Annotated in this window: 18 protein-coding genes and 2 pseudogenes; 13 read left to right on the top strand and 7 right to left on the bottom strand. The window is 72.7% G+C overall.

Going from position 1 to position 24,625, the window contains the following annotated elements:
- The first annotated feature begins 132 nt into the window (after positions 1-132).
- Complete coding sequence (locus ACFV0G_RS07520; RefSeq protein WP_380543151.1) at positions 133-480, top strand: VOC family protein; 348 nt, start codon at positions 133-135, stop codon at positions 478-480.
- Between the two features lie 55 nt (positions 481-535).
- Here the strand turns inward: ACFV0G_RS07520 and ACFV0G_RS07515 are convergent, their stop codons facing one another.
- From ACFV0G_RS07515 to ACFV0G_RS07505, 3 genes are all read right to left on the bottom strand, one after another.
- Complete coding sequence (locus tag ACFV0G_RS07515; RefSeq protein ID WP_380543148.1) at positions 536-2,029, bottom strand: protein kinase; 1,494 nt, start codon at positions 2,027-2,029, stop codon at positions 536-538.
- 129 nt (positions 2,030-2,158) lie between these two features.
- A complete protein-coding gene (locus ACFV0G_RS07510) occupies positions 2,159-2,734 on the bottom strand; it encodes a hypothetical protein (protein ID WP_380543145.1) in 576 nt (191 codons plus the stop codon).
- Positions 2,735-2,799: 65 nt separating this feature from the next.
- Positions 2,800-6,582, bottom strand: a complete 3,783-nt coding sequence (locus ACFV0G_RS07505; protein ID WP_380543142.1) for a DUF6531 domain-containing protein — start codon at positions 6,580-6,582, stop codon at positions 2,800-2,802.
- Positions 6,583-7,208: 626 nt separating this feature from the next.
- Here ACFV0G_RS07505 and ACFV0G_RS07500 point away from each other — a divergent pair.
- From ACFV0G_RS07500 to ACFV0G_RS07485, 4 genes are all read left to right on the top strand, one after another.
- Positions 7,209-8,432, top strand: coding sequence for a branched-chain amino acid ABC transporter substrate-binding protein (locus ACFV0G_RS07500; protein ID WP_380543139.1), 1,224 nt, complete (start codon positions 7,209-7,211; stop codon positions 8,430-8,432).
- A gap of 263 nt (positions 8,433-8,695) precedes the next feature.
- The gene (locus ACFV0G_RS07495; protein WP_380543136.1) at positions 8,696-9,292 is read left to right on the top strand and encodes a TetR/AcrR family transcriptional regulator; all 597 of its coding nucleotides are present in this window, start codon (positions 8,696-8,698) and stop codon (positions 9,290-9,292) included.
- A gap of 336 nt (positions 9,293-9,628) precedes the next feature.
- The gene (locus tag ACFV0G_RS07490; RefSeq protein WP_380543133.1) at positions 9,629-10,327 is read left to right on the top strand and encodes an NADPH-dependent F420 reductase; all 699 of its coding nucleotides are present in this window, start codon (positions 9,629-9,631) and stop codon (positions 10,325-10,327) included.
- 229 nt (positions 10,328-10,556) lie between these two features.
- Positions 10,557-11,783: a PP2C family protein-serine/threonine phosphatase gene (locus ACFV0G_RS07485; RefSeq protein WP_380543129.1), complete on the top strand. Its 1,227-nt coding sequence runs from the start codon at positions 10,557-10,559 to the stop codon at positions 11,781-11,783.
- 53 nt (positions 11,784-11,836) lie between these two features.
- On the opposite strand, the gene ACFV0G_RS07480 is transcribed toward ACFV0G_RS07485, so the two are convergent.
- Complete coding sequence (locus tag ACFV0G_RS07480; RefSeq protein ID WP_380543126.1) at positions 11,837-12,511, bottom strand: CBS domain-containing protein; 675 nt, start codon at positions 12,509-12,511, stop codon at positions 11,837-11,839.
- A gap of 395 nt (positions 12,512-12,906) precedes the next feature.
- On the opposite strand from ACFV0G_RS07480, the pseudogene ACFV0G_RS07475 reads away from it, so the two are divergent.
- Both ACFV0G_RS07475 and ACFV0G_RS07470 read left to right on the top strand, forming a co-directional pair.
- Positions 12,907-13,212 (top strand): annotated as a pseudogene (locus ACFV0G_RS07475) (transposase); the annotation flags it as partial.
- Positions 13,213-13,247: 35 nt separating this feature from the next.
- On the top strand, positions 13,248-13,403 hold the full coding sequence (locus tag ACFV0G_RS07470) for a hypothetical protein (RefSeq protein ID WP_380543123.1): 156 nt from the start codon (positions 13,248-13,250) through the stop codon (positions 13,401-13,403).
- 20 nt (positions 13,404-13,423) lie between these two features.
- On the opposite strand, the gene ACFV0G_RS07465 is transcribed toward ACFV0G_RS07470, so the two are convergent.
- From ACFV0G_RS07465 to ACFV0G_RS07455, 3 genes are read right to left on the bottom strand one after another with little or no spacing between them, the layout of a single operon-like run.
- Positions 13,424-15,727, bottom strand: coding sequence for an FtsX-like permease family protein (locus ACFV0G_RS07465; RefSeq protein WP_380543120.1), 2,304 nt, complete (start codon positions 15,725-15,727; stop codon positions 13,424-13,426).
- A 6-nt stretch (positions 15,728-15,733) separates the two neighbouring features.
- Positions 15,734-16,462: an ABC transporter ATP-binding protein gene (locus ACFV0G_RS07460; RefSeq protein WP_380543177.1), complete on the bottom strand. Its 729-nt coding sequence runs from the start codon at positions 16,460-16,462 to the stop codon at positions 15,734-15,736.
- Positions 16,463-16,506: 44 nt separating this feature from the next.
- Positions 16,507-17,010 carry a PadR family transcriptional regulator gene (locus tag ACFV0G_RS07455; protein ID WP_380543117.1) on the bottom strand — a complete coding sequence of 168 codons (504 nt, stop codon included), beginning with the start codon at positions 17,008-17,010 and terminating at the stop codon, positions 16,507-16,509.
- Positions 17,011-17,183: 173 nt separating this feature from the next.
- Between ACFV0G_RS07455 and ACFV0G_RS07450 the strand changes: the two genes are divergently transcribed.
- The 6 genes and pseudogenes from ACFV0G_RS07450 to ACFV0G_RS07425 form a co-directional block, all read left to right on the top strand.
- A complete protein-coding gene (locus tag ACFV0G_RS07450; RefSeq protein ID WP_380543174.1) occupies positions 17,184-18,449 on the top strand; it encodes an ABC transporter substrate-binding protein in 1,266 nt (421 codons plus the stop codon).
- A 457-nt stretch (positions 18,450-18,906) separates the two neighbouring features.
- Positions 18,907-20,598 carry a glycoside hydrolase family 13 protein gene (locus ACFV0G_RS07445; RefSeq protein WP_380543114.1) on the top strand — a complete coding sequence of 564 codons (1,692 nt, stop codon included), beginning with the start codon at positions 18,907-18,909 and terminating at the stop codon, positions 20,596-20,598.
- Positions 20,599-20,651: 53 nt separating this feature from the next.
- Positions 20,652-21,995, top strand: coding sequence for an ABC transporter substrate-binding protein (locus ACFV0G_RS07440; protein WP_380543111.1), 1,344 nt, complete (start codon positions 20,652-20,654; stop codon positions 21,993-21,995).
- A gap of 10 nt (positions 21,996-22,005) precedes the next feature.
- Positions 22,006-23,367, top strand: coding sequence for a carbohydrate ABC transporter permease (locus ACFV0G_RS07435; RefSeq protein WP_380543108.1), 1,362 nt, complete (start codon positions 22,006-22,008; stop codon positions 23,365-23,367).
- Positions 23,364-24,227: a carbohydrate ABC transporter permease gene (locus ACFV0G_RS07430; protein WP_380543105.1), complete on the top strand. Its 864-nt coding sequence runs from the start codon at positions 23,364-23,366 to the stop codon at positions 24,225-24,227. The genes ACFV0G_RS07435 and ACFV0G_RS07430 overlap by 4 nt, the downstream gene beginning before the upstream one ends.
- Before the next feature lie 84 nt (positions 24,228-24,311).
- Positions 24,312-24,590: pseudogene (locus ACFV0G_RS07425) on the top strand (hypothetical protein); the annotation flags it as partial.
- Positions 24,591-24,625 lie beyond the last annotated feature (35 nt).

Genomic DNA, 24,625 nt, shown 5'->3' with positions numbered 1-24,625 from the left:
CGGGGAGCGCCGCGGGGGGCCCGGGCGCCGCCGTCACCCGTATAGGCGGCGCGGCCCCCCGGGGGGGCGCGCCCCCCGGGCGGCCGGCGGCGGTCCCGGGGCGGCGGCACCCGCGAGGGGTACCGTGCACCCGTGATCAACGGTGCGCACCTCATCGTGTACAGCCGGGACGCCGAGGCGGACCGCGCCTTCCTCCGGGACGTCCTCGGCTGGCCCCACGTCGACGCCGGCCACGGCTGGCTGATCTTCCGGCTGCCGCCGGCCGAGGTGGCGGTCCACCCGGCCGACGTCCCGGCGCAGGAGCTGTACCTGATGTGCGACGACCTCGCCGCCACGGTGGACGAACTGACCGAGAAGGGCGTGGAGTTCACCCAGCCGGTGACCGAGGAACGGTGGGGCCTGCGCACCGCGCTGCGGCTGCCGGGCGGCGGCGATCTGGGACTCTACGAGCCCCGCCACCCCACCGCCGTCCAGCTCTGACGGCCGGCTGCCCCTGGTGCAGCCGGACGGGCGCGTCCACCGGATTCGATGCCGCTCAGTCGGTCCCGGCCGTACGCCCGAGACCCTTCTCGGCCTCCTCGATCATCCACCGGTTCGGGATCCGGGTGCCGATCTCCAGGGTGTGCGCATAGTGCTTCCGCGCCAGCGGGAGATCACCGGCGCGCTCCTCGCACCTGGCCAGGTTCGACAGACTCCATCCGGCCAGTTCATCCGCACCTGCCTCCAGGGCGAGGCGCGCAGCGGTCGCGTAGTGCTCCTTCTCCCGGTGGGCATCTCCGTCGTGCGCCGCCAACTCGGCCAGCTTGTGGTGGGTCCAGCCCGCCGCCCCGGCGCAGCCGTGCTCCTCCGCCACCGCCACGGCCCGCCGGAAGTAGTCCTTCGCCGCCTCGTTGTCTCCCCGTGTGCGCCTGTACTCGCCGATGTTGTGCAGGCTCCAGGCCTTGAGGGGTGGATGCTCCGTCTCGTCGGCGATGCGCGCGGCGCGGGTGAAGAACCGCATGGCCGTCTCCGGGTCGCCGGCGCGCCAGCGGCAGGAACCGATGCCGTCCCAGGCCCAGCCCTCCTGCAGCCTGGCGTGCTGCCGGATCGCCAGATCGAGAGCCGACCAGTACCCGTCCTCGGCGCGCTCCGGTTCGCCCCCGTCGCGGTCCCGGGTCGCCCGACCGAGCAGGCCGTCGATCTCGGCCAGACCCGACTCGGCCGCCTCCAGGCCCTCCACGATCTCCCTCAGGGTGGCGGCTGCGACGGGCGCCGCGGGGCGCTCGGCCGGGTCGGGCCGCATCAGCTGACCGATCAGCGGTGCCAGGGCGGCGGCCCTGCGCATCGGTTCCGGGCCCCCGTCCCTGACCGCCAGGGCGATCCGGAACCAGGAGTCGCCGGGGAACGGGAGCCGCCCTTCGACGGCGCAGTAGAGCGTCACGCCGAGCGACCACATGTCCGACGCCGGGGAGGACGACCCGTCGTCGAGCTGCTCCGGGGCCATGAACTGCGGTGTCCCCGGCGCGGAGCCCGCGGCCGTGAGGGTGACCTCGTCCGGCACCGTGGCGATCCCGAAGTCGGCGACCACCGCCCGGTCGTCCGCCAGGAGGATGTTGGCCGGCTTGATGTCCCGGTGGACCACACCGGCCGCATGCGCGACGGCCAGGGCGGCCGCAACCTGCGCACCGATCCGCGCCGCCTCCACGACCGCGAGCGGTCCTGACTCGAGGGCCTCCCGGAGGGAGCGGCCCTCCACGTACTCCATCACCATCCACGGCAGGCCGCTGTGATCGGAGAACTGGTCGAACACGGTGACGATGCCCCGGTGGTTGAGGTTCCCGGCCGCACGCGCCTCCCGCACGGCCCTCGCCACGAGGACCTCGTGCTCCTCGGCCGGCGATCCGTCAGGGACGGTGAGCCGCTTGAGCACCACACGGCGGCGGAGATGCGCGTCGTACGCCAGCCAGGCCTCGCCCTGGCCCCCCGCCCCCAGCCTGCGGTCCAGCCGGTACCGGCCGGCGACTTCCTGGACAGTCCTCGGGTGCGTCATGAACCCACGTAAGCACACCGCGGGCCACCCGCACAGCCGTCCCCCGAAGGTCGGGACGGGCGCGCTGTCATGTGGTCACCACGGCGGCCCGGCACGGCGGCCGAGCGGCGGGGCGCCCGCACCCGACGGCTACATCGGGCCGATCTCCTGCAGGAGCGCCCAGCCGAACCGCAGGTAGAGGCGCCGGCCGGTCCGGGCCTCCGTCGCCGCCCATGTCTCGTAGTGCCCCCACACGTCGATCTCCTCGACCTGTTCGAAGCCCGCGGACAGGTCGCTCTTCAGGAAGCTCCACGGGGTCGGCGCCGAGGCCACCCCCGCCCTCCGGTCACCGGCGGGCCCGGAACGAACGAACCCGGCCCGGGAGAGCGCGAATCCGGACGGGTCGTAGGCCACCTCGAACAGCAGACCGGGCCAGGCCGGCAGCGCGTACCGCACGAGTTCGGCGCCGCCCTCCGTCGGGTCGACGGCCTCGTCGGCGGCGGCGGCGTCTGCCCGGGCATCGGCGAGGACGGCCTTCAGCCGGTCGGCCATCCCGGGCTGCGGGCGGAGGAGGTCCGCGACGAGCGCGGCCCGCTCACCCATCGTGCCCTCGTCCGCCCCGAGCGCCCGGAGGGCCGCCTGCCGCAGCTCGCCGGGCGCCTCCATCGTGCTGAGCAGGTACAGCTGAACATCGGTGATCCCGAGGCGGTTCGCCGAGATCGACACGCTCTCTCCCGTTCTCTTCGCTGACTGTCGGTGGTCGTCCGGCTGTTCCGCCCGCCGCGGCACGGTCACCGGGGTTCGAGATGGAGGCCCGTCCCGCGGAACGAGATCGAACCCCGCCGTGGGATGACCGTACCTGCGTGGTCGACCTCGAACCACGCGCCGACCTGGAGCTGGGTCGGCAGGACCGCGAGGTTGCCGTTGGGCAGCGGGTCCATCCACACGCCGCCGCTCGATCCGAACGCCGTCCGGGCCGCCGCGTCCGTCGCCTCGGCCGCCCCGCGCTGGTCGAAGCCGCGCGCCGTCACCTCGTTGGCGATGTGCGTGAGCTGGCCGCTGCCCCGGGGGATGCCCCGGGTCGCGTGGCCGATGCTCTCACCCTCTTCGACGGGGTTGCGGCCGCCGGTCCCGCCGTGGTGCGGGGAGAGCCCCAGCGGGTCCGCCCACGTGTGGGGATTGCGGACGTAGGCGTCGGGATTGGGTGCGGGGGTCAGGCCCAGCGGGTCCGGTGACGCGTAGCGCGCGGTCTCGGGGTCGTAGTAGCGGTGGACGTTGTAGTGGAGGCGGCTCTCCGGGTCGAAGTACTGACCGGGGAAGCGCAGCGGGATGTACGTCGTGCTGTCGTTGGGCCAGCTGGTGTTGCCCCAGACGGTCGACGTGGCCCGCCAGGCGATGGTCTCGGTGACCGGGTCGACCAGCTCCGTGGGGGTGCCGACCAGGTCGGTGACGATGGCGAAGAACCGCCGGTCGATGTGGTCCTGGCTACCGCCGTCGGCCGCCGGGGTGGTGATCGTCTCGCTCTGGGCGACCGGGTGCAGGCCGCGGTGGTCCCAGCTGAGGGTGTGCGGGCCGGGCAGTTCGGGCGAACGGGTGGTCTGCTCGGCGAGCGACGGCCCGTCCCAGGTGAAGTCGGTCTGCTCCTCGACGGTGGCGCCGTCAGCGCCGAGCCGCTGCTTGGCGATGCGCCGGCCGAACGGATCGTAGAGGTAGCGCCAGTGGACGCCGTCGGGGGTGGTCACCCGGACGAGGCGGTCCTCGGCGTCCCAGGTGTAGCGCCAGGTGTCGGGCTTGTGCGAGAGCCTGGTCTTCTGCCGGAGGACCGTCCGGCCGGCGGCGTCGTACTCGTAGCGGATCCGGCCGGCCGCGACCAGCTGCGAGCCGGCGTAGGACCGGGCGCCCAGCGCCGCGCGGGTGGCCCCGGTGGCCGGCCAGTCGGCCTCGGTGACGTTGCCCTCCGCGTCGTAGGCGTAACGCTCGGACCAGTGCGCCGAGTCGACCGCGGTGATGCGCCCGGCGGCATCCAGGTCGAACGTCCGGAGGCCGTTGAGCCTATCGTCCACACCGACCAGGCCGCCGTCCGCGCGGTAGGTGTAGCTGCGCTGCTGGAGGACCGAGCGACTGCCCTGCAGGGTCTGGCCGCTGAGCCGGTGGCAGCTGTCCCAGGTGCTCGCCAGCGTCACCGTCGAGCCGATGACGCGGCCCAGCTCGCGGTCGAGTGCGTCGTACGTGAAGTCCACCGAGCCGAGCGGCGTGGCGAGGCCGGTCGGCCGACCCGCCCCGTCGTAGCTCCAGGCGCTGACGTGGCCGCCGGGGGTGGTCCGGCGCGTGGGTCGGCCCAGGACGTCGCGGGTGAACGTCAGGCTGCGTCCGTTGACCGTCTCGGCCAGCAGGTTGCCCAGCGCGTCGACGGTGCGCACGACCTCGACGCCGGGCCCCGACGCGGCGGTCAGGTGCCCGGCGCCGTCGTAGGTGTAGGTGGTGCGTCCGTCGTCGGAGTCCTTGACCGTGGTGCGACCGAGCAGGTCGTAGCCGTACGCGGTGCGCCGGCCGAGGGCGTTCGTCCGTGCGGCGACCTGCCCGGCGGCGTCCCGCTCGTAGCCGACCGAGCGGCCGTGGAAGTCACTCTCCCCGATGAGCCTGCCGGCCGGGTCGTAGCGGTAGTTCCAGACCTGGCCGTGTGCGTTGGTGACGGCCACCACCTGCATGTCGGCGTCGTGGGTGAAGGTGTGGCGGGCGCCGTCGGGGCCGGTCCTCGCGGCGAGGGTCTCGAAGTGGGTGTACTCGAAGGTGCTGATCCGGCCGAGCCGGTCGGTGTGGGTGAGCATGTTGCCCTCACCGTCGTACGTCCACGACTCGGTGCTCCCGTCGGGCGCGGTCCGCGACGCGAGGCGCCCCTCGGTCGTCCAGGACGCCCTGACGACACCGCCCTGGGCGTCGACGACGGCGGACACGCGGCCGAACGCGTCGCGCTCGTAGCGCGTCACGGCGCCGGTCGGATCCGCGACCTCGACCGGCAGCCCGGCGGCGTCGCAGGTCAGCCGGGCGGTGTGGCCGGTGGCGTCGGTGACGGTCCGCAGATGGCCGAGCTCGTCGTACCTGTAGCCGGTGACCGCCCCGTTCGGGTCGGTCAGCGAGGTGCGGCGACCGGATCCGTCGAAGCCCTGACGCCAGATCACTCCGCCCGGTTCGGTGATGAGGGTGGGGAGGCCGAGGCCGTCGAGGTAGGTGGCGGTGGTCCGTTCGCCGTCGGGGCGGGTGATGCAGATGAGGTCGCCGGCGCCGTCGTACTGGTAGCGGGTGGTGCGGCCGAGGGGGTCGGTCTCGGTGAGGAGGCGGTCGTAGGCGTCGCGTTCGTAGTGGGTGGTGTGGCCGAGGGGGTCGGTGATCGCGGTGATCTGGGCGTGGTCGTTGACGGTGTAGGTGGTGGTGTGGCCGAGGGCGTTGGTCTCGGTGTGGGTGCGCAGGCCGGTGGCGGGGTCCCGGTCGCCGTAGGTGAAGTGGAAGCGCAGGTAGCCGTCGGTGCCGCCCTCGTCGACGACCCGGTCGAGGTGGTCGTAGGTGTAGCGGTACTGGGAGTTGTTGCGGTCGGTCCAGGAGAGCATGCGGCCGCTCGCGTCGTTGGCGAAGCGCATGGGCTTGCCGGAGGAGTTGTACACGCTGGTGAGGTGGCCGTCGGTGTAGCCGTAGCGCATCAGCATGGCGTCACCGCCGGTGTCGGTGGCGTTGGCCAGGCGCAGGGCGGTGATGCGGTCGGCGTCGACGGTGACCAGGAGCTTGTAGCCGCCGGAGTGGGTGATCGAGGCCGGGACGCCGTCCGGGTCGTAGGCGAGGGTGTAGTGGCGGCCGTGGCGGTCGCGGACGGTGGTGAGCAGGGCCTCGCCACCGTCCGGGGCGGGGGTGAACTCCTTGACCAGGCCGGTGGACCGGTCGGTGACCGTGTAAAGGCCGCTGTCCGGGTGGACGTCGAGTTCGTGGCGGGAGCCGGCCGAGGCGAACACCGGGTCGCCGGGCTCGGGGTGGGGGTAGGCCTGGGTGATGCGGTCCGGGCGGACGTGGACCACGCCCTCGCCGTCGATCTCCAGGCGCTCGTCGAAGGTACAGACCCAGCGCGGGCCCATCCACCGCCCGGCGAGGTAGCCGGAGTCGAAGCCGCGGGTGAACTCCAGCGGCAGCGAACCGGGCAGCGACGCGTCGACCTGGTCGATGTACATCCGCCCCGTCGCCATGTCGACCGGCTCACCACCACCGCACCGGGTGTCCTGCGGACGCCCCTCGGTCCGCGGGCTGCGCACCTGCTCCCGGCCCCGCCCGCGCGGATGCGAACCGCCACCGCGGCCACCGCCGCCGCCGGAGCGCGGGTGGGGCAGGCCCTTGCCGCCCTCGCCGTGCAGGACATTCTCCAGATCCTTCGCGTGCTTGGCGTCGATCTCCCGGGTGTTCCTCGCGACCTCGGTCAGATTGTCACCGGCCTGCTTGTACAGCTTGTGCACGGCCTTGCCCGCATCCTCCGCGAGCGTCTTCCCGAGCTTCTGCGCCCCGTGCTCCAGCGCCTTGACGATCCGATTGCTCATGCGAGGCCCACCCCCGCGGGTCGGCAACGGAGGACCGGCACGGACGACACCGCCACACCCGACACGCCGACCGCCATGCCAACCTCCCCCGTCGCGAACGTCACCGTCGACGCCCCCTGACTCAAGGATGCAGCGACATGGGCAAAGGTTCCAATTTCATTGACGGGCAGTCATCAGCTCCTGTGCACAGCTCGAATGGCCGCCGTGCCGTGCGTCATCGCCGGCGGACCTGCGGCGGTCGACGCCACTCCGGCCCGCGCCCCACGCCCGCTCCGGGCCGCAGCACCTCGCCCGGTCGCGGCACCGACACACCGCCCACGACCCGCCCGGCCCGCTGTCGTCACCGGTTGTGATCGGCCGAACCCGTTGACGCCCCCGGTGGCATTCCGTAGGGTCGCGGCCCGTGGACGCCGGTCGGTGATCCGGACATGTCGACCTGCTGTCGGCAACCGGGCCGCCGTCCCCTCGCCGGACGGTCCACAGAGGTGCCGACCGCCGTGCCCCCGTGCCGATTTCACGGGCCCCGGCGGCCGATGCCCCTTCCTGCGCGCCGAGCCGCCATCAGCGGTCCCGGTCGGCGCGGTCCGGCGTCCCATGAGCAAACCCACTCAGCAAGGGATGTGCCAGTGACCGGTTTCTCGAGGCCCAGGGTTTCCGCCCTGGGTGTGGTCTGCACCGTGCTGCTGTCGGGTTGCTCCTCGGGCATCCTCGGCGCCGGAACGGACGTCACGGTCGTGATCGGCGTCGACGGTCCGCTGACCGGGCAACTCGCCGACCTGGGGATCGGTATCCGGAACTCCGCCGAGCTGGCCATCGCCAAGGCCAATGCCAAGAACACCGTTCCGGGCGTGACGTTCGTGCTCGACGCGAAGGACGACGTGGCGGACGAGCAGAAGGCCAAGGCCAACGGCGAGGCGTTCGCCGCCGATCCGCGGGTGATGGGCGTGGTCGGCCCGCTGACCTCCTCCGGCGCGTTCCTGATGGCACCGGTGATGGCGCAGGCGGGACTCGCCGAGGTCTCCCCGTCCAACACCTCTCCGGCACTGACCTGGGGCACCGACTACCGCGCCAACGGCAAGAAGCGCCAGTACCCCACGTACTTCCGGACGGTCACCACGGACGCCGTCCAGGGCCCGCTGCTGGCCCGCTACGCGCACAGCCGACTGCAGGCCGAGCGCGCCGCCGTGGTCAGCGACACCAAGGCCTACGGCAGCAACCTCGCCGCCGAGTTCGCGACCGCCTTCGAGGGGGTCGGCGGCAAGGTGGTGTACCGGACGACGGTGAAGCCGGGCACCACCGACTTCTCGAAGATCGCCCAGCTGATCGCGGCGCAGGAACCCGACATCGTCTACTACGGCGGCGAGCACCCCGAGGGCGGACCGCTCGCCGCGGCGCTCAGGGCCGCCGGGGTGAAGGCGCCGCTGGCCGGCGGCGACGGGCTGCACACCGACGGCTTCATCAAGGCCGCCGGTGCGGCCGCCGACGGTGACCTCGCCAGCCAGCCCGGCATCTCCGTCGAGAACCTCGCCTCGGCCTACGGATACGTCGACGCCTACAAGGCCGCGGGCTACAAGGAGGAGCCCGGCCCGTTCGGCCCGTACGGCTACGACTCCACCTGGGCGGTGATCCAGGCGGTCGGCAAGGCCCGGGAGGCCAACGCGGACCTCACCGGCGCCGCACTCCGCAAGGCCGTCGCGGACGCACTGCAGAACGTCTCCTTCTTCGGCGTCACCGGCGACGTCTCCTTCGACGAGTTCGGCGACACCCACAACCAGGTCGCCTCGATCTACAAGGTCTCGAACGGCGCCTGGGCCTCCATCGTCCCGTTCGGCCGCCTGCGCGACTTCTGACCGCTCCGGGGGACGCCCGGGCGCGCGGTCACCGGAGCCGCCGGCCGCCGGCCGCCGGACGGGTCGACCCGGCCCGATCGCACGGGGCCGCCGGCCGCACGAGCCGCGGTCCGGCCGCGCCCGGCTTCCCGATCCGCGGGAGAAGGCGCCGCGGGGCGGCCCCGGGCGGCTCGACACGGAGGTGAACGGGCGGACGGGCGCACGGGCGAACGGGCGCACGGAGATGCAGCCGGCGCGGTTCCGGGTGCCCGTATGCTGCTGGGGTGAGCGGCAAGGCGGGAAGCAGGGGCGCAGGTCGGCCGAGGTCGGCGGAGAAGGAGGCGGCGATCCTCCGGGCCGCCCTGGAACTGCTCGCCTCCCAGGGCTACACCCGGCTGACGCTCGACCAGGTGGCCACTGCGGCCGGGGTCAGCAAGTCGACCATGTTCCTGCGCTGGAAGACCAAGGCCGACCTCCTCACCGCGGCACTGGAGTCCGCACGGATGGCCGACGCCCCGCCCCTCACCGGGGACGTCCGGGCCGACCTGGTGGCGATCCTCGACGACTTCGCGGCCACGGTCGAGCGGGTCCGGGGCATGTCGCTGATCGGCACCTGCCTGGCCGAGGAGGCCCACACGCCCGAACTGCTGGCACTCCTGCGCGAGCGCACCGTGCTGCCGCGCAGGGCGCTGCTGCGCGAGGTCCTCCTGCAGGCCCGGGAGGCGGGCCGGGTACGCGCCGACGCGGACGTCGAGGCGGCGGTCTCCGCACTGCTCGGCCCGTTCTACGCCGACTACATGGCGGGGCGCGGCGGACGCGGCGACTGGGCCGCCAAGGCGGTCGACCTGGTGCTCGCAGGCCTGCGCCCGGTCGACGACTGACCCCCGGCCCGGCGGCCGACCGGCGGCGACCACCCCTGCCCGGGGCCCTCGGACCGATACCCGGACGGGAGGACCACGGGCCGGGGACGGATCGCGCCCCCATGACCGGACCGGCCGACCGGGCAGTTCCCCGACCACGGCCGCTCCGCGGCCGGCCCGTGGCGCACGCGCGGCGCCGGCCGCAGCGGTCGGCCGCGGAGACCTGCGACGCCGCGACATCCCCTCCCTCGATGGGGTGCGGCCCGCGGCCGCCCAGTTGCAATACCGAACGGGTCGGTTTACTTTTATGGCAGGGAGGCCGCCCCGGCATCCACGTCTCTGAAGAGGACCCGTCCCATGCGCTACGCCATCCTCGGAACCGGCATGGTCGGCCGGACCATCGCCGCCAAGCTCGCCGCCCTCGGACACGAGGTCGTCATCGGCACCCGCGACCCGCAGACCACCCTGGCCCGTACCGAAGCGGACGCCATGGGCACTCCCCCGTTCGCCCGGTGGCAGCAGGACCACCCCGGGATCGCGCTGGCGACCTTCGCCGATGCCGCCGCCCGGGCCGACATCGTGGTCAACGCGACGTCCGGTGCCGGCGCCCTCCCCGCTCTGGAGGCGGCCGGCGCCGACAACCTGAACGGCAAGGTGCTGCTGGACATCGCCAACCCGCTGGACTTCTCCCGGGGCATGCCGCCCGTCCTCGACCCGGTCAACACCGACAGCCTCGGCGAGGAGATCCAGCGAGTCTTTCCCGACCTCAGGGTCGTCAAGACCCTCAACACCATGAACTGCCTGCTCATGGTCGACCCCGCCCGCGTCCCCGGCGAACACAACGTCTTCGTCTCGGGCAACGACACCGACGCCAAGAAGGCCGCCACCGAACTGCTGGTCTCCTTCGGCTGGCCGGAGAAGGACATCATCGACCTCGGCGACATCACCACCGCCCGCGGCACCGAGATGCTGCTCCCGATCTGGCTGCGCCTGTGGGGAGCCCTCGGCCACGCCGACTTCAACTTCCACATCGCTGGTGCCCGCACCGGCTCCTGACCCACGGACGGGCCGCCGGCTGCCGGCGGCCCGGGGCCGGTCCCCGGGAGCGCCACCCGCACGCCGAGGCGGCGGCGCACGCCGACCGCGTACGGAGCGGCGGGCGGGCACCGCGCGCCGCCGCGTGTGGACCGGACGTGTGGTCGCGGACGGACGGGCGGCGGATGGCGCCGGCTCTGCCGCCGCGGCCCCCTATCGTGGCCGGGGCACGGAGGAACGGAGTGCGGGTGTGAGCGAGCCGGCTATCGACTACAGGGCGGTCTTCCAGGCGCTGCCCGGGATGGTGGCGCTCCTGACGCCCCACCTGGTGTACGCGGACGCGAACGAGGACTTCCTGCGCTACTCCGGCCGCACGCGTGACGAGCTGATCGGGCACTACCTGTTCGACGTCTTCCCCGACAACCCGAACGATCCCGCCGCCACCGGATCCCGGAACCTCCAGGCATCCCTGCACCGGGTGCTGGCAGACGCGGAACGCGACACCATGGCGCTGCAGCGGTACGACGTGCAGTCGCGCGAACGCCCGGGCGAATGGGAGGAACGGTACTGGAGCCCGATCAACGCACCGGTCCTGGACGGCGACGGCCGTGTCGTGCTGCTCGTCCACCGGGTGGAGGAGGTCACCGAGCTGATCCGCGCCCGTGGACGGGCGGCGGGCGACCGGGCCCGGGTCCTGGAGGCCGAGCTGTACACGCGGTCCCGGGAACTCCAGGAGGTCAACGAGCGGCTCCGGCAGTCCCACGCCCGCGAACGGGAGGTCGCGCTCGCACTCCAGGCTGCGATGCTTCCCGCCCCCCGGCTGACCGATCACCAGCAGGCCGCGGTCCGCTACCGGCCGGCGGTCGGCGCGCTGAACGTGTGCGGTGACTGGTACGACCTGGTGGAGCTCCCCGGCGAGCGCACGGCGGTGGCCGTGGGCGACGTGGTGGGCCACGGCCTGGCCGCCGCGGGCGTCATGGGCCAGCTGCGCAGCGCACTGAGCGCGGCCTGCCTCGTCTCGGCTGGACCCGCAGAGGCACTCGAGGTCCTCGGCCTGTACTCCCGTTCGGTCGCGGGGGCGGAGTCCACCACCGCGGTGTGCGTACACATCGACTGGACTGCCCTCTCCCTGACGTACAGCAGCGCCGGCCACCCCCCGCCCGCCCTGCTGCGCGGCGACGGCACTGTCGTGTTCCTGGACGGGGCCACCGACCCTCCGCTGGGTGCCCGCCCCGAGCACGTGTCCCGCCCCCAGGCCGGGCAGCCCTTCGCCGACGGGGACACCCTCGTGCTCTACACCGACGGTCTGATCGAGCGCCGCCACGAGGACATCGACGCGGGACTCGCCCGCCTGGCCCGGTCCCTGACCGCCCACCGCACGCTGGCGCCGGAGCAGCTGGCCGACGCCCTCCTGGTCGACCTGCTCCCCGCGGCCGGTGCGACCGACGACACCGCGCTGGTGGTCATCCGCCTGTAGCCCTCCGACCCGGTCCGCGGCCCACGGGTGAGGGCCGGGGCGACCGGACCGCGTCAGCGCACCGCGTGCAGGCCGGGGGTGTCGTCCGTCCGGTGGTCGAGGAGGCTGGTCACGTCCACGACCCCGTCCACGGCCCGGCACAGCCGCACGAGCACCGACACCAGTGCGCGGCGCTCGACCGTGCCGGTGAGGGTGACCCGGCCCTCGCTGACCCGGACGTCGATGCCGTCCGGCGACAGACCCAGGCTGCACCCGAGGACGTCGCGGCGGATCTCCTCCCGGATCGCCCGGTCCCGGCGCAGGAACACGCGCAGCAGGTCGCCCCGGCTGACGATGCCGACCAGGCGTCCGGCCTCGTCGACGACCGGGAGCCGCTTGAGGTGCTCCCGCTGCATCAGACGCGCGGCCTCCACCACGGTCCACTCGGGACGTGCGCAGACCGCCGGGCCGGTCATCAGGCCCTCGGCGGTGGTGGCCCGGCTGCGGAAGCGCTCGCCGGGAGACAGCTGCGCGGTGATCAGCAGCCCGGCCGGGTCCTCCTGGGCGGCCTCGTTGAGCAGCAGGTCGGCGTCGGAGACCAGGCCGATCGGCCGTCCCTCGTCGTCCAGGACGGGCACGGAGCCGATGTCGTAGTCGGCGAGGAGCCGTGCGATCTCCTTGAAGCCGGTGTCGGGCCGTACGTGCACGACGGCCGAAGTCATCAGCTCTCCCACGTTCCGGTGTCGCATGGTCGGCTCGCTCCTTTCGTCGGGCGGCTCCGGTGGACGGCGCCGCCCGGTCGGTACCGGGTTTCTGACGGGCCGGGACCCGGGGTGAAGGACCGCGAGGGCGGGCGCTTCGCCCTGCCCGGTCGCGGTGTTCCACCCTGTCGCCGTGCCCCTGTCCACACTCGCCCGGCCGCCCCGTCCCGCGAAGGGTCGACGGGACCGTACTGCCGGGACCTTCGGCCCGGCCAGACCGGACGCGGCGCCGGACCCGACAGGCCCGTCCGACAGCATCCATGACGGTCCGTCACCTGGAGGACCGAACACAAAGCTCTGCGGAGGCCGTGTCTCCTTGCTCAGACGCTTGTTGAACGGGTCATGGGGAAGGAAGGGGAACGGTCCTCCGTGGGTGGTGTCGAATGACCTGCAGGGGGCGGATCGAGCCGCTGCTGCCGGTCGGGCAACGGCACTTGCGCAATCCCGGACGACTCCCTCCGGACGACCGCGGCCGTCTCCGGGGCACCCTGTTCGTGCTGCACACGGGGATCCGGTGGGAGTGGCTGCCGCCGGAGCTCGGCCTCGGCTCCGGGATGACCTGCTGGCGCCGTCTGCGGGACTGGCACGAGGCCGGCGTCCGGGACCGGCTGCACCAGGTGCTGCTGACGGAGCTGCACCGCTCCGGAAGCTGCACTGGCCCCGGGCCCGGTCGACCGCGTCCCGGATCACCGGGCAGGCTGCGCCCCGTGCCCAGAGGTCGTCGGTGACCGCGTCCAGGACCGGCTCGCAGTCGGCCGCCGCGGTGGAGAAACGCGTGCGCGCGCAGTGCCGCCACCAGCGCACGGCGGGGGTGCTGCACGCCGCCGTCCTGATCGACTCCGCGTCGCGGCGCGCCCAGCGGGCCCACGGCACGGCATGACGGCGCACCGCCGCCGTGCGTCAGCCGGCGCCCGGCGCGGACATCCGCGTCCGGGACGTCGCACGGGCCGCCGGTACCGCGGAGACGACCGCGGCGACGGTGACGGCCGCGACCGCGACCAGGAGGAGCGTCACGGGTGAGGGGGTCTGCGCGATGCCGGCGCCGACGCCGCTGGTACGGCCCTGGAGGTTGATCAGCCGGTCGGACAGCAGCACGCCGAGCGCCGTGCCGGCGATCGTCGCGGTCAGCGCGAGCAGCGCGGTACTGGTGACGATCACCGCGGTGACCTGGCGCGGGGTGAGGCCGATCGCCCGGAGGACGCCGAGGTCGCGGGTGTGGTCGCGCAGTCCGCCGCCGGTGGCGGTGAGGAGTTCGGACAGGCCGATCAGGGCGAGCGCGGCGACGAGTCCGACGGTCACCGGCCGGAGCACGCCGAGCCGGTCGGCGGGGTTGTCGACGGGTCGCACGTCGAGCTGTCCGGCCGTCGCGGCGAGCAGTTCGGCCCGGAGGGCGGTCGGGCTGGTGCCGGCGCGCGGGACCACGCTGTAGTACTGCGGGAGCGGCGGGCCGCCGGGCCCGCCCAGCGCGTCGAGGCCCACCGAGAGGATCTCCCCGTTGTGGTCGGGCTGGATGGTCCGGCCGACGATGTGGAGGATGTGCGGGGTGCCGCCGGCGGTCACCCGCACCCAGGACCCGACGTGGACGTGCATCAGGTCGAGCAGGCCCTGCCCGGCGACGGCCTCGTCGCGTTCGCGGATGCCGCGGCCCTCGGTGACGGCGTACGGGTAGGGCTGCTCCGAGGTGCCGAGGCCACGCACGGTGACGGTGCGGGTCTGGCCGGGGACGAGGGCCTCGACCTCGACGCCGGGGTAGCTGGCGGCGACGCCGGAGGTGCGGTCGATCAGGCTGCGGGCCACGGTGTCGCCGATGCCGTTCGGCCGCGCGGTCAGGACGCCGGCCAGGCCGACCCGCTCGGGGTGCTGCTGGAAGCCGTCGAGCGTGGCCCAGTTCCCCAGGGCGACGGTGATCAGGAGGATCGGGATGGCGAGCCGGCTCACGGTGAGGGTCGCGCGCAGCGGACGGTGGAAGGCGTCCCGGGCTCCCAGGACAAGGGCCGGCGGCAGGTGCACCAGCAGGGCGAGGCGGGCCAGCCGGGACATCCCGGTGCCGGTCAGGTCCGTCCGGAGCGCCGGCGTCGGCGGCACCCGTCCGGCCCGCCAGGCCGGCAGGACGGTGGCCAGGGCGATGCTCAGCACCGCGCCGGCGCCGGTCAGCGCCAGGATGCCGGTGTGCCCGGGCAGGGTCTGCCAGACGGCCATGGACTCGCCGATCCGGCCGGGGAGCAGCGGGCCGAGCAGGCCGGCGGTGCCGGCACCGAGGGCGATGCCGACCAGGGCGAGTGCGGTGTGCTCGTAGAGGAACATCCGGATGATCTGGCCCGGGGTGAAGCCGACCGTCTTGAGGACGGCGATGTCCTGGAGCTGGCCGAGCACCCGGCTGCCGGCGGCGCCGGCCACGGCGAGCGCCGCGGCCAGCAGGGCGGCCAGGCCGAACGTACCGAGCAGGAGCCCGAGCAGCCGGTTGTCCTGGTCCATGGAGGCCCGGACCTGGTTCCAGGTGGAGACCTGGGTGACCTGGTCGCCGCCGAGCGCGGTGACGGCCTGCTGGGCGGTGAAGTCGGCGGCGAGCGGGTCGTCGAGGCGCAGCCCGAGGGCCTCCTCGGTGTGGTCGGCGTCCGGTTCGATCGCGGCGAGGGTGCTGGGCAGCGCCCAGCCGAGGCCGGGCGTCCAGTTGGGGTACCCGCCCTGGTCGGCGGTGTCGGCGATGCCCACGACCTCGACCGTGTGGGAGACGCCGTCGACGCTGCGGATGGTCACGTGATCGCCGCTGCCCGTCCACACCGAGCGGGCCAGGGAGCTCTCCAGCACGATCCCGTCGGGCTTCGCCGGATCCAGCCAGTGGCCGGAGCGCAGCACGGGCCGGGCCACCCTCGACGGCTCGGGGCCGACCCCGCGCAGCTCCAGGGAGACCTTCCCGGTGCTGCGCACCAGGGTGACCGGCGCCGTCCGGTACGGGCCGGCGACCGCGGTGACACCGCCCAGGCGGGTCACGGCGGCCGTGTCGGCCCCGGGGCGGACGTGCAGCCAGACGTGAGCGCCGTTGGACTGCTTGAAGATGCGCTGCCACGGGTTGGCCGCGTCCCGGAGCAGTGCGCTCGCCAGCACGAGCGACATGACCACGACCGCAGTGACCACGGTGACCAGCACCGCCTGGCCCCGGTGGGTGCGGAGATCGGCGACGATCCAGCGAACGACGGCGCGCATCCGTTCTCAGTCTCCCAGCTTGACCACGTCGGCGACCGTCCGCGGTGGGTTTGCCGGCAGTTCCACCGGCGCGTCGTCGGCTATCTCACCGTCGAAAATGCTGATCACACGGTCCGCGGTGCTGGCGACCCGGGCGTCGTGCGTGACCAGCACGATGGTGCATCCGGTGCCGTGGAAGCGGGTGAGCAGGCGCAGCACGTCGCGGGTGTTGCGGCTGTCCAGGTTGCCGGTGGGCTCGTCGGCGAGCAGCAGCCCGGGGTGGTTGACCAGCGCCCTGGCGAGGGCGACGCGCTGCTGCTCGCCGCCCGAGAGGGCGGTGGAGGCGGCCCGCGCCTTGTCGGCGAGGCCGAGATCGCCGAGCAGTTCCTCGCGGCGGGCACGGGCCCGGCGGGCGGGCATGCCGGCCAGCAGCGCGGGCAGCTCGACGTTGTCGGCCACGGTCATGTTGGAGACCAGGTTGGAGGACTGGAACACGAAGCCGACCGAGCGCCGACGCAGCACGGCCCAGCCGGCCTCGCCGAGGCCGTCGACGCGCTTCCCGCCGAGCCAGATCTCACCGCTGTCGGGCCGGTCGAGGCCGCCGAGCAGGTGCAGCAGGGTGGACTTGCCCGCACCGGAGGGGCCCATCACGGCCACGAACTCGCCGCGGTCCACCCGGAGGTCGACGTGGCGGACGGCGTGGGTGGCGGACGCGGCGGTGCGGTGGACCTTCACGAGGTCCTTGACCCAGAGCATGGCCTCCGCGGGTGGTGCGGCGGCCGGGGAGGGGCCCGGACGGCTCACTCGAGTTCCTCCTGACAGCGCTCCAGCCAGTCGAGGTCGGCCTGCAGGTGCAGCATGGCTCCCTCGATCATCAGGTGCGCGATGCGGTTGTTCCGGTCCTCGGACGCGGCGAGCTTCGACAGCCCGCGCATCGCGTTGAGGTAGTGGCGGCGCTGCTGGTTGATCAGAGTGAGCCGGTCCGTCACGCCGGTTGCCGGCGCGAGCACGAGCTTCGCGAAGAACTCGTCGCGGACCTTGGGCGCCTCGGTCGGTTCTGCGAACCAGTCGGCGAGGACCTTGCGGCCCGCGTCGGTGATCTCGTACACCCTTTTGGGGCGCTTGGAGTCGCTGACGTCCTCGCCCTTGATCAGCCCATTCTGCTCAAGTCGGCCCAGAGTGACGTAAATCTGGCCGATGTTCGCCTGAGGATACGCGGCGCCGAAGGTCTGCTCAAGGGCCTGCTTCAGCTCGTAGCCGTGCGCCGGCTCCTTCGCGACAAGTGCAAGCAGCGGTAGGCGCACAGCCGCCCCGCCTCCTCCCAGCATAGATACTCGTCATGCGTCCGGCTGCCGGTCGGGGCCGAACAACCCCAGCTACCAGCCGGTCACTAGTTTCCCCCAGGGCTGCCAGGTATACATAACAGCACTCGTTCGTGGGCGCGGGCGAGAGCGGTGCGCTGGGAGGCACGATGACGATGGCGCGGCTACGGGCCATGCTGCTGGCCGGCGCCCTGCTCCTGGCGGGCTGCAGCCTGCCGGCCGTCTCCGCCACCCCTGGCCCGGGCTCCGACGGCACCGGCCCGGTGACCCTGGCCACCGGCCGCGACCTGACGGGCTACCTCCGCGGCCGCCTGGCGGCGTGGAACGCGGACCACCCCGCCGAGAAGGCGACGCTGATCGAGCTGCCGGAGGCCGCCGACGACGTCCGCGCCCAGATGATCAGCAACCTCCAAGCGAGGAGCAACCGTTACGACGTCCTCAACATGGACGTCGCGTGGACGGCCGAGTTCGCCGCATCCGGCTGGGTCAGGCAGCTCGACCGGCACGACTTCCCGCTGGACAAGTTCCTCCCGCCCGTCATCGACACCGCCACCTACCGGGGCAAGCTCTACGCCGTGCCCTACACCACGAACGCCGGGATGCTCTACTACCGCAAGGACGTCCTCGACCAGGAGCACCTCGCCCCGCCCCGGACGTGGGCCGAACTGGCCGACGAGGCACGGACGGTGGCACCCAGGTACGGCCTGAAGGGCTACGCGGGCCAGTTCCTCCCGTACGAGGGACTGACCGTCAACTACGCGGAGGCCGTGCAGTCGGCCGGCGGCCGGATCCTGACCGGCGAGGGCAGCGGGGTCGCCGTGGACAGTGCGGCGGCGCGGCGCGGACTGGACTTCCTGGTCGGCGGCGTGCGCGACGGCTGGATCCCGCAGGAGGCGCTCTCCTTCAAGGAGGAGGAGTCCCGGCGGGCCTTCCAGGACGGCCGGTACCTCTTCCTGCGCAACTGGCCGTACGTCTACGACTCCGCCCAGGCCCCGGGATCCGCGGTCGCCGGCAGGTTCGGGGTGGTCCCGCTGCCCGGGCCCGACGGGCCGGGCTCCAGCACGCTCGGCGGCTCCGATCTGGCGGTGAGCACGTACTCCGGGCACGCCCGGTCCGCGCAGCGGCTGATCCAGTACCTGACCGGACTGGACAACCAGCGGCAGGTACTGCTGCAGGGCTCCCTGCCGCCCGTCTGGGCGGAGCTGTACAGCGACCCGGAACTGGTGCGGCGCTTCCCGTACCTGCCGGTGCTCCGGCAGAGCCTGCTGTCCGCCGGACCGCGGCCGAAGAGCCCGAACTACGACCAGGTCACACTCGCGGTGGCCGAGATCGTCCATGACGCCCTGTCACGGAACCGCTCACCGGAGGAGACGACCGCCCGGCTCAGCACCGAGCTGAACGCGATCATCCGCAACCCCTGACCCCGCGCGGGCCGCCCGGCCGCGCCCCGGTCCGCCCTGCCCTGCCGTCGGCGCGAACCGCGCGGCGCGGCCGGGGGCGCGCGAGACGCCCCGATACCGCATCGCGCCCGGCGCCCCGCAGCCGCACCTTCCGCGGACCTCCCTCCGCCCGTGTCCGGGGGCGTCGGCTGCCCGGATACTTACATGTTATGTATATCATCATCGCAGGTCAGAGCGTCAGAGCTCCCTAGCTGCCGAGAAATCGCGAGTTACACCGTTGACACACCTGGGCAGCCAATACCTAACATGAATGCATTACTCCTTCGGTCCACCCGACCGACGCGGAGACCGGCCGGCGCACACCGAGCGCCCGGGCAAGCCGGTACAGCACGACAGTGACCTCCGCGGTGCACCCGTGCGCTCCCCCCAAGCAACTCCCCTGAGAACGGGTCACATGACAGGCCAGGATGGTGTCCGGATGATCAGCGCAACCGTCGAGAACACCCCCGCGAACGAACCGCGGACGAGCGGTGCCGCACAGCAGTGGTGGCGGGACGCCGTGGTCTACCAGGTGTACGTACGAAGCTTTCTCGACAGCACCGGCGACGGCATCGGCGATCTCGCCGGCATCCGCGCCGGACTCCCCTACCTCAAGCGGCTCGGTGTCGACGGGATCTGGATCAACCCGTTCTACCCCTCGCCGCAGCACGACCACGGCTACGACGTCGCCGACTACTGCGGGGTGGACCCGGTCTACGGCAGCCTCGCGGACTTCGACCACCTGATCGGCGACGCCCACCGGCTGGGCCTGAAGTGCCTGGTGGACATCGTTCCCAACCACTGCTCGGCCGACCATCCCTGGTTCCGCCGGGCGCTGGCCGAAGGGCCTGACAGCCCGGCCCGCGCCCGGTTCCACTTCTCCGACGGCCGCGGCGAGTCGGGCGAGCTGCCGCCCAACAACTGGCACGCGATGTTCGGCGGGCCGGCCTGGTCCCGGGTCGTCGAGCCCGACGGCACCCCGGGCCAGTGGTACCTGCACCTGTTCACCCCCGAGCAGCCCGACCTCAACTGGCGCAACCCGGAGGTGCGCAGCTACTTCGACCAGGTGCTGCGGTTCTGGCTGGACCGCGGGGTCGACGGCTTCCGCATCGACGTGGCCGCCGGGCTGTTCAAGCACCCGGCCCTCCCGGACTCCGACGACCCGACGGTCGACGAGCGCACCCGGGACTCGGTCAACCCGCTGGCCTGGAACCAGCCCGAGGTGCACGGGATCTGGCGGGACTGGCGCACCATCTGCGAGGAGTACACCGCGCGGGACGGCCTCGACCGGCTGCTGGTCGGCGAGGTCTCGGTGCCGACCGCGGCCGACCAGGCCGCCTACGTCCGGCCCGACGAACTCCACCAGGCCTTCTTCTTCCACCTGCTGACCGCACCCTGGCAGTCCGACCACTTCCGACGGGTCATCACCGAGGCGCTCCGCGACATCGCCGGCACCGGATCGACCATCACCTGGGTCCTCAACAACCACGACCAGATCCGGGCGGTCACCCGGTACGCCGCGCCCGCCTCCACCGCCGGCACCGACCTTCCGGCCGGTAGCGTCCGGGCACGGGCGGCCGCGCTGCTGATGCTCGCGCTGCCCGGTGCCGCCTACGTGTACCAGGGCGAGGAGCTCGGACTGCCCGAGGTGATGGACCTCCCGGACGAGGTGCTCACCGACCCGATCTTCCACCGGACCGGCAGCAGACTGCGGATCCGCGACGGCTGCCGCGTACCGCTGCCGTGGTCGGGACAGGCCTCACCGTTCGGCTTCACCACCGGCGAGGCGACCGCCCGGCCGTGGCTCCCTCAGCCCGACTGGTTCGCCGAACACACCACCGAGCGCGCCCTGGCCGACACCGGTTCCTTCTGGCACCTGTACCGGGACGCCCTGCACCTGCGGCGGAGCCTGCCCCAGCTCGGGGACGGACCGCTGCGCTGGCTGGACTCGCCGCCGGAGGTCCTGGCCTTCGTCCGCGGCGACGGGCTGGTGTGCGCGATCAACTTCGCGGACCAGCCGGTCCACGCGCCCCTCTCGGACGCCCCGATCCTGGCCAGCGGTCCGTGCCCGCCCGCGATGCTGCCGGGCAACACCGCCGCCTGGTGGGTCACCGACCAGCTGACCGCCTGACCACTCGACCTTCCACCGCAATCCCCCACCCACATGCGTGAAAAGAGAGAGCCATGAAGTTCCGAGCAGCAGTCGCCACCACCACCGTCGCCGCGCTCGCGGCGCTCTGCACCGCCTGCGGCAGCAGCGGCGGCGCCGCCCCCACCGCGGCCGCGCCCAGCAGCAGCCTCAACCTGCCCGACCTGCACGGCCAGAACCTCCAGGTGGCGGCCGTGTGGACCGGGCCGGAGCAGCAGAACTTCCTGAAGGTCCTGGAGCAGTTCGACAAGCTGACGGGCGCCCACACCACCTTCGTGCCGACCGGTGACAACGTCTCCACCTTCCTCGGCACCAAGATCCAGGGCGGTGCGGCTCCCGACGTCGCCTTCCTGCCGCAGGTCGGCGTGCTCGCCCAGTTCGCCAAGGCGGGATGGCTGAAGCCGGTCGGCCCGGCCGTCGATGCCGCGCTGACCAGCAACTACAGCGCCGGTTGGAAGAGCCTCGGCAGCTACGGCGGCAAGCAGTACGGCGTCTACTTCAAGGCCGCCAACAAGTCCACGGTCTGGTACAACACCAAGGTCTTGGGTCAGGCCGGCGTCACCGCTCCGCCGGCCACCTGGGCCGACTTCGTCAAGGCCGCGCAGACCGTCTCCGACTCCGGTGTCTCCCCCGTCTCGGTCGGCGGCGGCGACGGGTGGACCCTCACCGACTGGTTCGAGAACGTCTACCTCAGCCAGGCCGGGCCCGAGCTCTACGACAAGCTGACGAAGCACCAGATCCCGTGGACCGACCCCTCGGTGGCCAACGCGCTGACGACGCTCGGCCAGCTCTTCGGCAGGCCGGAGCTGCTCGCCGGCGGCACCAACGGCGCCCTGCAGACCGACTATCCGACCTCGGTGGACCAGACGTTCGCCGACCCGGCGAAGGCGGGCCTGGTGTACGAGGGCGACTTCGTCGCCACCAACATCACCACCGAGACCAAGGCCAAGGTCGGCACCGACGCCAAGTTCTTCCCCTTCCCCGCCGTCGGCAGCGGGCGGTCGCCGGTGGTCGGCGGCGGCGACGCCGCCGTCGCGCTCAAGGACGGACCGGGCGCGCAGGCCCTCCTGCAGTACCTCGCCTCCCCCGACGCCGCCAGGGTCGAGGCCCGGCTCGGCGGCTTCATCTCCCCGAACAAGGCGCTGGACCCCGCGGCGTACCCGAACGACACCACACGCGGGATCGCCGAGGCGCTCATCAAGTCCGGCGACAGCTTCCGCTTCGACATGTCCGACCAGGCACCCGCGGCGTTCGGCGGCACCAAGGGCCAGGGCGAGTGGAAGGACCTCCAGGACTTCCTCGCCCACCCCTCGGACGTGGCGGGTGCCCAGCAGAAGCTGGAAGCGGATGCCACCAAGGCCTACGGCAACGCGGGCTGAGGTGACCACCATGACCACATCCACCACACTGAAGGCCCCGACCGGGTCGCCTCCGACGCCGGTCGGGAGCCGAAGGCCCCGCTGGACCACGGGCACCCGCTTCTGGGTCGTGGCCGTCTTCCTGCTCCCGGCCCTGGTGCTGCTCGGCGCGCTGGTCCTCTACCCGATCGGCTGGTCGGTCCTTCGCAGCCTCTTCGGCGCGGACGGCTTCACCCGCTTCGTCGGACTGGACAACTACACCGAGGTCCTGACGGACCCGCAGACCGTCACGGCACTGCAGAACAACGCGATCTGGGTGGTCGTCGCCCCGGTCACCGCCACCGGCCTCGGTCTGATCTTCGCGGTCCTGACCGAGCGGATCCGCTGGGCCACCGCCATCAAACTCGTCATCTTCATGCCGATGGCGATCTCCATGCTGGCCTCCGGCATCATCTTCCGGCTGGTCTACGACCAGGATCCGGCCAAGGGCGTCGCCAACGCCGTGGCCGTCTCCGTCCACGACACCTTCGCCGGCGCATCCGCCTACCCGGGTGCCCACCCGCGTACCGGCGGCAGCCTGGCCGCCACGGGCGACGGGGGCTTCACCACCATCGCGGCCCTTCCCCCGGGCACACCGGCGGCGCTGCCCCTGCTCGGCGTCGCACCCGCCGCGCTGAGCGGCGCCCGGCAGGCCGCGGCGCCCGCCGACTGCCCGACCGGGAATCTCTGCGGGACCGTCTGGCTGGACTTCCTGCCCGGCGGCGGCGGCAGGCCGGGCAGCATCGACCCGGGCAAGAAGGCCCTGGCCGGCGTCCGGGTCCAGGCGGTGCGCGCCGGCCGCGTCATCGCCACCGCGACCTCGGCCCGGGACGGCACGTTCGCCCTCCCGACCGGCGGAACCGCAGTCCAACTGCGGCTTCCCGCAACGAACTTCACCCCCCAGTACCAGGGCGTCAACTGGCTCGGCCCCACCCTGGTCACCTGGTCGATCATCGGTTCCTACATCTGGATGTGGACCGGCTTCGCGATGGTGCTGATCGCCGCCGGCCTCGCCCAGGTCCCGCGCGAGCTGCTGGAGGCGGCCCGGGTGGACGGCGCGAAGGAATGGCAGGTCTTCCGGCGCATCACCGTCCCGCTGCTGGCACCGGTGCTGCTGGTCGTCCTGGTCACGCTCGTCATCAACGTGCTCAAGGTGTTCGACCTGGTCTACGTCATCGCCCCGGGTGCCACCCAGCAGAACGCCAACGTCCTCGCCCTCCAGCTGTACCTCTCGTCCTTCGGCGGCGGCAACGACCAGGGTGTCGGCAGCGCGCTCGGGGTACTGCTGCTGGCCCTCGTCCTGCCCGCGATGTTCTTCAACATCCGGCGGTTCCGGAAGGAGCGCGCCCGATGACCGCTCCCCGCACGTCCCTGCCCACCCGGCTGGCCGCCCGGCTCAGCGGTGGCACCATGCGACTCGTCCTGCTGCTCGTCGCCCTGCTCTGGCTGGTCCCCACCCTCGGCCTGCTGATCTCGTCGCTGCGCGGCCCGACCGACATCCAGGCCGGCGGCTGGTGGAGCGTCTTCACTCGGCCCACCCAGCTCACCCTGCACAACTACGCCCATCTCATGGGCAACACGGCGATCACCCACTCCCTGCTCAACACGGTGCTGATCACCGTACCCGCCACCCTGCTGGTGGTTCTGATCGGTGCGCTGGCGGCGTACGCCTTCGCCCTGATGGAGTTCCCCGGCCGGGACTGGCTGTTCCTGGTGCTGATCGGCCTGCTCGTGGTTCCCGTCCAGGTGGCGCTCATCCCGGTCACCGACCTCTACGCCAAGCTCGGGATCTTCGGCAGCATGGTCGGCGTCGTCCTCTTCCACACGGCCTTCGGGCTCCCGTTCGCCATCTTCCTGCTGCGCAACTTCTTCGCCGAGATCCCCCGCGAACTCCTGGAGGCGGCACGGCTGGACGGTGCCGGGGAGCTGCGCCTGTTCGCCCGGGTGGTGCTCCCGCTCGGCGGGCCGGCCATCGCCTCACTGGGCATCTTCCAGTTCCTGTGGGTGTGGAACGACATGCTGGTGGCCCTGATCTTCGCCAACAGCGACTCGGCTCCGCTCACCGTCGCCCTCCAGGAACAGACCCGCCAGTTCGGTTCCAACATCGACGTGCTGTCCTCCGGTGCGTTCATCTCGATGGTGATCCCGCTGGCCGTCTTCTTCGCCTTCCAGCGCCAGTTCGTCAGCGGCATGATGGCCGGCGCCCTGAAGTAGCGGCCAGGACCGGCCGAAACCACCGGTCGACTGCACCACGCACGGTGCCGCCGGGGACGGCCACAGCTCCCCGGGCGGCATTGTGTCGGCTCCTCTCCGGCCCTCGTCGCGGGTGTGGGCCTGCGGATCACGGCCGCGAGCGGCACGCTGCTGCTGGCCCTGATGTGGGCCGCGGAATGGCCGCCCGCCCGCCACCTGGCGAACGGCGCCGCCAGCGGCTCCAGCAACCCGGTCGCCGACTACCACCTCCTCTACGCCCTGCTCCTCGTCTCGCTGGCCGCGACCTCCGCGGGCGACGTCTGGGGGCTGGGGCGCCGGTGGGCCGGCCTCCCTGTCGTGCGCGACCGCCCCTGGCTGCGCTGAGCACCGCCGACACCGCAGTGGCCGGCCGCGACGGG

Source organism: Kitasatospora sp. NPDC059571, assembly GCF_042735675.1.
GTDB lineage: Bacteria > Actinomycetota > Actinomycetes > Streptomycetales > Streptomycetaceae > Kitasatospora.
The sequence above is the reverse complement of the archived record's forward strand: the minus strand, read 5'-3'. Positions and strand labels throughout refer to the sequence as shown.